The sequence below is a fragment of the Methylorubrum sp. POS3 genome, assembly GCF_043352485.1.
In the GTDB taxonomy this organism is placed as follows: domain Bacteria; phylum Pseudomonadota; class Alphaproteobacteria; order Rhizobiales; family Beijerinckiaceae; genus Methylobacterium; species Methylobacterium suomiense.
The window spans coordinates 3,210,746-3,217,281 of record NZ_JAPRBT010000001.1; the positions used below are offsets into that span (position 1 = coordinate 3,210,746).

Genomic DNA, 6,536 nt, shown 5'->3' on the forward strand with positions numbered 1-6,536 from the left:
GCTTCAGATGCTGCCGCGCGGGCCGCCGCTTCGGGGCGGTCTCCCGGCTCGCGCCGTGTCCGAAGGAAACCAGACCATGTCCGCGACGGCAAACGAGGCTTTTGCCGCGTCCGGCAAGAACTCGGAGAAGAGTTCGAAATCGGATCAGGGCAAGAATCCCGACAAGGCCACCGTCAAGCGGCTGCGCCCGCCCGCGGCCAAGAGCGTCGGCTGGGCGCTCGTCCAGGCGGCGCGGCTGCATCGATCCCGCGTCGGCGACCGGCTTGCCGCCCTCGACCTCTTCGCCGGGCAGGAGCAGGTGGTGCAGGCGCTCGCTGCCGCCGGCAGCATGACGATGGGCGATCTCGCCGCGACCCTGCGGGTGCGGCCGCCGACCGCCTCCAAGACGATCTCACGCTTGGCCGCCCTCGGTTTCGTCGAGCGTCGGGCCGAGGCCGGTGACGGACGCATCGTGCGGGTGCGCCTGACGGAGACGGGCCTCGCCAAGGCGGCCGCGATCGAGCGGATCTGGGACGAGGTCGAGGCCGAATTGCTGGAAGGCTTCGACAACAAGGAGCGGCGGCGCCTGCGCAAGCTTCTGCGCCGGGTGGCCCGCAGCCTGGCCGAGGCCGCGGGCGTGACCGGTCACGAGGCCGATCACGAGATGGACGCGGACGGAGAGACGGACGACGACGAGGCCGAAGCCCTGCTCGGCCCCGCCGCCGCCGACGCCGTGGCGACGACCCCGTAGAGAGGATCAATCCTCGTCGTCGTCCTCGTCGATCTCGTAGACCCGGCGGACCGAGCGACGCTCGATGACCCGCACCGGACGCTCCTCGATCTCCTCGACCCTGCGGTACTGCCGCACGGGGCGATAGCCGTCGTCGAGAGCACGGACGCAGCCGTAGCCGACGCAGGTGCCCCCGCCCCAATCATAGGCCTGGGCCGGGCCGGCCAGCAGGGCGGCGGCGCTGGCGCCGGCCAGGATCACGGCAAGCTTGCTCATGAGCTTCGTCTCGTCAGCTTCGATGGGGCGGAGAACGGCCGTTCGGCGGAAACTGTTCCGTCGCCCACCCTGTCGCCACGCATGGGCCGACGACGATTGCGTCCGGGCCGGAATCGGTCTGCGCGGCCTTTCTGACGCATCGGCATTGTCGGAAAGCGGGTACTCACCTTTCGGGCCGATGCTCTAGGACGGCCCGGCTGAGCCGCAGGGAGACACCGAGATCGTGGGCGCGGAACCGGGCTCGGAGAACGGGCGAGCTGACATGCGCGATCCGCGCCGGCTCGTGGGCATCGCCCTGATGTGCGTGGCGCCGATCCTGTTCGCGAGCCTCGACGCCACCGGCAAGTGGCTGGCGGGGGCGGGCGTCGATCCGCTGCTCACCACCTTTATGCGCTACGCCGTCAACGTCGCGCTGGTCACCGCCTTCCTCAACCCGGTCACGCGGCCCGGGGTGGCGCATTCCCGCCGCTTGCCGTTGCAGGTGGTGCGCTCGCTGCTCCTGTTCGGCTCCACCGCGTGCAATTTCCTGGCGCTCCGCTCGCTGCAACTGGCCGAGACGGTCTCGATCCAGTTCGCTGCGCCGCTCGCCGTGGCCCTGCTGGCGGGCCCGCTGTTGGGGGAATGGTCCTCGCGCCTGCGCCTCGCGGCGGTCGCGGCGGGCTTCGTCGGCGTACTGGTGATCGTGCGGCCCGATACCCTCGCGGCCAAGCCCGCGATGCTGTTCAGCCTCGGCAACATGCTCTGCTACGCGCTCTACGTGCTCGTGACGCGCAAGCTCGCGGCCTATGATTCGAGTGCCACCACGATCTTCTATACCGGGCTCGCCGGGCTCGCGCTGATGGCGCCGCTCCTACCCTGGATCTGGACGGCGCCGGCCTCACCCCAGGTTTGGGGGATGCTCGTGGCGGTGGGCCTGTTCGGCACCGCCGGACATTGGCTGCTGGTGCTGGCGCATGCGCGGGCGCCCGCGAGCCTGCTCGCGCCGCTGATCTACACGCAGATCCTGTGGTCGGTGCTGCTCGGCTACGGCGTGTTCGGCGATGTGCCGGGGGCGTGGACGCTTCTCGGCGCGCTGATCATCGTCGGATCGGGCCTCGTTCTCATCGCCGAGGATAGCCTGATCCGCCGCAGCAAGCGGCGGCGCGCGGAGCGACGGCAGCTCTGATCTGCCGCCCCTCCGCTTCGTCGTCTCAGTGGCGATGACGGCGGTGACGGTACTCGCGGTGCGAGCGCATGCGGGTGCGGTAAGCGCGCCGGCCCGGATCGATCCCGAGGACACCGTTGACGCCACCGACGGCGCCGCCGACCGCGCCGCCCACCACGGCGCCGACCGGCCCGGCGACCCGATTGCCCTCGGCCGCGCCGCGCTGCATGCCGCCCGGAACGCCCTGGGCCTGAGCCTCGCCGGCAAGCGGCAGAAGGCAGAGCATCAGCCCTGCGGCGGCGGCGAGACGGATCATGTCGGCGTTTCCTCTATCCCTGTCAGCCGGGTCTGACGGCGCCGCACGGCGACCGTTCCCGGACAGGAAGCCAACGAAGCTTGAGCATTCCGGTTCCGCGCGAAACGGCGGCCGGTGAGGATATGTTTGGGTTGCGTCGAGTGATCGACAGCACTCACAGATAGTGAGGCGGGCCGTCCCGATGTTCCGCGAAATGGGGTGCCGGCGTGCTTTCGTGCACGCGATCCCTGGTGCGGGAGGGGGATCCATCCGGCAGCGGCGTCTGCGTTCGGAGCAGGGCGCCGCCGGATCGGTCTCAGGTCTGCTGGTTACGGCGAGGGCGGACCTGCCAGCGTTCGAACGCCTCGGTGACCTCCTCGTCCCGGCCCGATTCCTGCGGATTGCGGATCGCCGCGCCGAGCGCCTTGGACAGGCTCTCGATCACGTCGTCGATCCGGGCATCCGGCGGCAGACGCTCGTCGCCCGCTGACGCCGCGATGGGAGCGGCCGCCGGAGCGGCTTCGGGCGCCTTCGCCTCGGCAGGCTTCGGAGCCTCGGGGGCTTTCGGCGCATCGCTCGCCTTCGGGAGTTCCACCGCCTTAGGAGCCTCGGCGGCTTTCGGGGCCTCGGGCGGCGGGGCGGGCTTCGGCGGCTCCGCAGCCTCGGCCGGTTTGGCGGGCTCCTCGGGCTTGGCCGGAGCGGCCGCTTTTGGGGTTTCAGTCGGGTTGGTCTCGGCCTTTGTCGGCTCGGCCGGCTTCGGCGCCTCTGCCGGCTTCGGGGCTTCCGTGGGCGTGGAGGCCTCAGCGGGCACCTGCGCCTCGTTCGGCTTGGCGGGCTCCGCCGGCTTGGCAGCGGCCGGCCCGGCCGAGGTGGTCGCGGCCGGAGCGGGCCTCGAAGCTTCCGGGGGCCTGGGCGGTGACGCGGCGGGCGCGGACGGGCTGGCCGGCCGGGGCGGCGGGACCATGGGGCGTCCACCGCCGAAACGCGGCTCGATCAGGTCGAGGACCGCGTCGAGGGCGGCGTTGGAGAGTGGCACCTCGCCCACCGACGGCGCACCGCTGAGGGCGATCGATTGGCCGTCATAGGCCTGATCGGCGGTGACTTCGGCCCCGAACCAGACGGGCGGCGTGAAGGACTGGGCGGCCTCGGCCTGCTCGAAGACCAAGCTGACGAGGTCGAGCCCGGCGGGGCGCGTGAAGCGGTCGATCAGGGCTTCGGCGCCGCCCAGTCCGATCGCGGTGCGTTCGTAGATCGCCTTGCCGGCGCAGACGTCGAGCAGCGCGTCGCCGTGGGCGCGCGGCACTTCGGTGCGCTCCTCGGAGGAAGCGCCTTCGGCCCCGGTCACGAGCACGAGGAAGCAGTTATTGCCCTGGAGCCTGACGAACGAGGTGCGACCGGCCTGCGGTACGAAGTAACCCTCGGTGATGCGGGCCCCACCGCGTTCCTTGCGCAGCAGGCGGACCAGCGAGGGCGCCACGAGAAAGCGGCGAACGACACTCATACACTTCCCTCCGGGACCGGCTCGCAGCCGGCGCGGCCCGCATCCTGTCGGGGCGGACGGCGCCGACGGTCCCGAGCCTTTACCAAGTCTTGACCATGGCCTTCGTAGGGAAGTGATGGCGCGCAAATACCCACACGGCAAGCCTCGGCGGCGAAAAGCCGTGGAATTTGCGGGGGTCCGATCGAAAACCCGGCGCCGGATCTCAGGTGGCGGGTTCGAAGTCGAGGGCGACGCCGTTCATGCAGTAGCGCAGGCCGGTCGGGGCCGGGCCGTCCTCGAACACATGCCCGAGATGGCCCTTGCAGCGAGCGCAATGGACCTCGGTGCGGGTCATCCAGTGGCTGCGGTCGACCTGCGTCTCGATCGCACCCTCCAGCGGCGCGAAGAAGCTCGGCCAGCCGCTGCCCGACTCGTACTTGGTGCCGCTCTCGAACAGCGGCGCGCCGCAGCCGACGCAGAAGAAGGTGCCGGCGCGCTTCTCCCCGTTCAGGCAGCTCGTCCCGGCGCGCTCCGTGCCGTGCTCGCGCAGGACGCGGTACTGCTCCGGGGTGAGGCTGGCGCGCCACTCCTCTTCCGTACGGGTTTCGGGGGAGCCGAGCGTATCGGATCCGGCCATGACGTCCTCCGGTCGTTTTCTGCTGGGTCAGGTAAGATCGTGCCGAGACTCGCGCGAGTGCGGCCCGTCGGCGCGGTGTCTGGCATACCAGATTTTCGGACAGGCAACCCGTTCGAAAACCGGTCGATCCGGCAGCTTCGCAGCCGAAACTCCCTGCCTGCTTTGTGCCGAGAGGCTCGGTGCAGAACGAGCCGATGTCGTCGGACGATGCTCTACGCAGCGGCGCCGACCGTGTCGGCCATGCGGGCGCCGCGCTGGCCGAGGGGCCGGACCGGGCGCGTGGTCGAATCGCGGGCGGTCTGATGCTCGATCTCGGCGTTGATCTCGCCACCGACGAGCACGATGATCGCCGAGATCCACATCCAGGTCATGAAACCGATCACGCCGCCGAGCGTGCCGTAGGTCTCGTTGTAGTTGCCGAAATTGGCGACGTACCAGGAGAACAGCAGGGAGGCGATGAGCCAGAGCACGCCCGCCACGGCGCTGCCCGCGCCGACCCAGCGCCAGCGCGCCCGCTCGCGGCTCGGACCGTAGCGGTAGAGCACGGCGAGGCCGCCGAGCAGAACCGCGAGGAGCGCCGGCCAGCGGGCCAGTGCGATCAGCCGCGCTCCGTCGCCGAGCCCGAGGAAGTTGAACACCACCGGCAGCACCACGATGGCGCTGAGCGCCAGGATGACGAACAGCAGCGCCCCCGCCGTGAAGGTGAGCGAGCGGACGTTGAGCCAGAAGAAGTTGCGCTTCTCCTCCTCCTCGTAGACGACGTTGAGCGCGTCGAACATCGCCTTCATGGCGGCGTTGGCGCTCCAGAGCGACAGGGTCAGGCTGGTGAAGAAGGTGATGCCCAGCGTGCCGCCACCCTTCGCGGCGATGCGCTTGACCTGTTCGCCGATGATGTCGAGCGCGCCCGACGGCAGCACGCCGTGGAGCAGGGCGAGATGCACGTTGATGGTGCTCACGTCGGCGATCAGGCCGTAGCAGGTCACCAGAGCGGCGATGGCCGGGAACAGCGATAACAGCGAGTAGAAGGTGACGCCCGCCGCCACCGACATCACCCGGTCCTTCAGGAATTCCTGGTAGACGCGCACCGCGATGTCCCACCAGCCGGGCGCGGGAATGTCCGTCGGATGATCGGCGTCGCGACCTCGTTCCGGCTGCGTCGCCGCCACCCAGCGGGCGGCCCGGCCCTCGTGCGAGTGGGCGCCGCCATTGCCGATCGCCTCGGCGCGGTCGCGACGGGCGTTCGGGTCCTTGCCGCCCGTCTCGTCGTCCAGCGGAACGGAGGCGGGCCGCCGCGGCGCGGCGGCGAGCGCCACGAGCGCGACCCCCGCGAACACGGTCCAGAGAATGGTGGCGGCGGGCGGGGAAGCCGTGGCGTCGGCCTCTCCGGCCGGCCGGGATCTGGGGCTGGGGGAGGCGGACATCGCTGGGGCGGTTCGGTCGACGGGGATGGCCCGGTTCAACGTGGCTCAGGCTTGGCCGTTCCCGAACCCCGCGACCATCCGGTAACCTGGGGCGGCACCGGCGCGTTGCCGGGGTACGACGCGAGGGACCGGACGGAGATTCATGGCAGATCAGACAGCAGCCGGGCCGCGCGCCCTGATCGTCGGGGCCTCTCGCGGGCTCGGGCTCGGGCTCGCGGAGCAGTTTGCGGAACGGGGGTGGAAGGTCACCGCCACGCAGCGCTCCGCCTCGCCGGATCTGGGGAGTCTTGCCGGAAAGGGCGTGCGGATCGAGACCGCCGATATCGACGACGACATGTCGGTCGCGGCCCTGCATCGGCGGCTCGACGGCCAGACGTTCGATCTCGTCTTCGTGGTGGCGGGCGTGGCGACCGAATCGGACAAGCCGCTTCACGCGGTCTCCCGCGCGGTGAGCGCCCAGGTCTACCTCACCAATGCCGTGAGCCCTATCCTGTTCGCCGAAGCCTTCGCCGACACCCTCGCACCCGGCGGAACGCTGGCCTTCATGTCATCGATCCTCGGCAGCGTCGCGCTC

The 6,536-nt window shown here is 70.6% G+C and carries 8 protein-coding genes; 3 read left to right on the plus strand and 5 right to left on the minus strand.

The features are described from left to right. The first annotated feature begins 76 nt into the window (after nucleotides 1-76). Nucleotides 77-730 carry a MarR family winged helix-turn-helix transcriptional regulator gene (locus OWC43_RS14860; protein ID WP_393957206.1) on the plus strand — a complete coding sequence of 218 codons (654 nt, stop codon included), beginning with the start codon at nucleotides 77-79 and terminating at the stop codon, nucleotides 728-730. Between the two features lie 6 nt (nucleotides 731-736). Here the strand turns inward: OWC43_RS14860 and OWC43_RS14865 are convergent, their stop codons facing one another. After that, complete coding sequence (locus tag OWC43_RS14865; RefSeq protein ID WP_393957207.1) at nucleotides 737-985, minus strand: hypothetical protein; 249 nt, start codon at nucleotides 983-985, stop codon at nucleotides 737-739. 262 nt (nucleotides 986-1,247) lie between these two features. Here OWC43_RS14865 and OWC43_RS14870 point away from each other — a divergent pair, with 262 nt between their 5' ends. After that, nucleotides 1,248-2,150: a DMT family transporter gene (locus OWC43_RS14870; RefSeq protein WP_393957208.1), complete on the plus strand. Its 903-nt coding sequence runs from the start codon at nucleotides 1,248-1,250 to the stop codon at nucleotides 2,148-2,150. 25 nt (nucleotides 2,151-2,175) lie between these two features. Here OWC43_RS14870 and OWC43_RS14875 read toward each other — a convergent pair whose 3' ends face one another. The 4 genes from OWC43_RS14875 to OWC43_RS14890 form a co-directional block, all read right to left on the minus strand. Next, nucleotides 2,176-2,445 carry a hypothetical protein gene (locus OWC43_RS14875; protein ID WP_137830131.1) on the minus strand — a complete coding sequence of 90 codons (270 nt, stop codon included), beginning with the start codon at nucleotides 2,443-2,445 and terminating at the stop codon, nucleotides 2,176-2,178. A gap of 295 nt (nucleotides 2,446-2,740) precedes the next feature. Then, complete coding sequence (locus tag OWC43_RS14880; protein ID WP_393957209.1) at nucleotides 2,741-3,925, minus strand: hypothetical protein; 1,185 nt, start codon at nucleotides 3,923-3,925, stop codon at nucleotides 2,741-2,743. A gap of 202 nt (nucleotides 3,926-4,127) precedes the next feature. Further along, nucleotides 4,128-4,541, minus strand: a complete 414-nt coding sequence (gene msrB, locus OWC43_RS14885; protein WP_393957210.1) for a peptide-methionine (R)-S-oxide reductase MsrB — start codon at nucleotides 4,539-4,541, stop codon at nucleotides 4,128-4,130. Between the two features lie 212 nt (nucleotides 4,542-4,753). Continuing rightward, on the minus strand, nucleotides 4,754-5,962 hold the full coding sequence (locus OWC43_RS14890; RefSeq protein WP_393957211.1) for a YihY/virulence factor BrkB family protein: 1,209 nt from the start codon (nucleotides 5,960-5,962) through the stop codon (nucleotides 4,754-4,756). 142 nt (nucleotides 5,963-6,104) lie between these two features. Between OWC43_RS14890 and OWC43_RS14895 the strand changes: the two genes are divergently transcribed. Then, nucleotides 6,105-6,536: SDR family oxidoreductase (locus tag OWC43_RS14895; RefSeq protein WP_393957212.1), on the plus strand; the 432-nt coding region annotated here is incomplete at its 3' end.

Excerpts from the sequence above, each read along its gene's own strand:
- OWC43_RS14860 (WP_393957206.1), top strand. The coding sequence starts at position 77 with ATGTCCGCGACGGCAAACGAGGCTTTTGCCGCGTCCGGCAAGAACTCG.
- OWC43_RS14865 (WP_393957207.1), bottom strand. The coding sequence starts at position 985 with ATGAGCAAGCTTGCCGTGATCCTGGCCGGCGCCAGCGCCGCCGCCCTG.
- OWC43_RS14870 (WP_393957208.1), top strand. The coding sequence starts at position 1,248 with ATGCGCGATCCGCGCCGGCTCGTGGGCATCGCCCTGATGTGCGTGGCG.
- OWC43_RS14875 (WP_137830131.1), bottom strand. The coding sequence starts at position 2,445 with ATGATCCGTCTCGCCGCCGCCGCAGGGCTGATGCTCTGCCTTCTGCCG.
- OWC43_RS14880 (WP_393957209.1), bottom strand. The coding sequence starts at position 3,925 with ATGAGTGTCGTTCGCCGCTTTCTCGTGGCGCCCTCGCTGGTCCGCCTG.
- msrB (WP_393957210.1), bottom strand. The coding sequence starts at position 4,541 with ATGGCCGGATCCGATACGCTCGGCTCCCCCGAAACCCGTACGGAAGAG.
- OWC43_RS14890 (WP_393957211.1), bottom strand. The coding sequence starts at position 5,962 with ATGTCCGCCTCCCCCAGCCCCAGATCCCGGCCGGCCGGAGAGGCCGAC.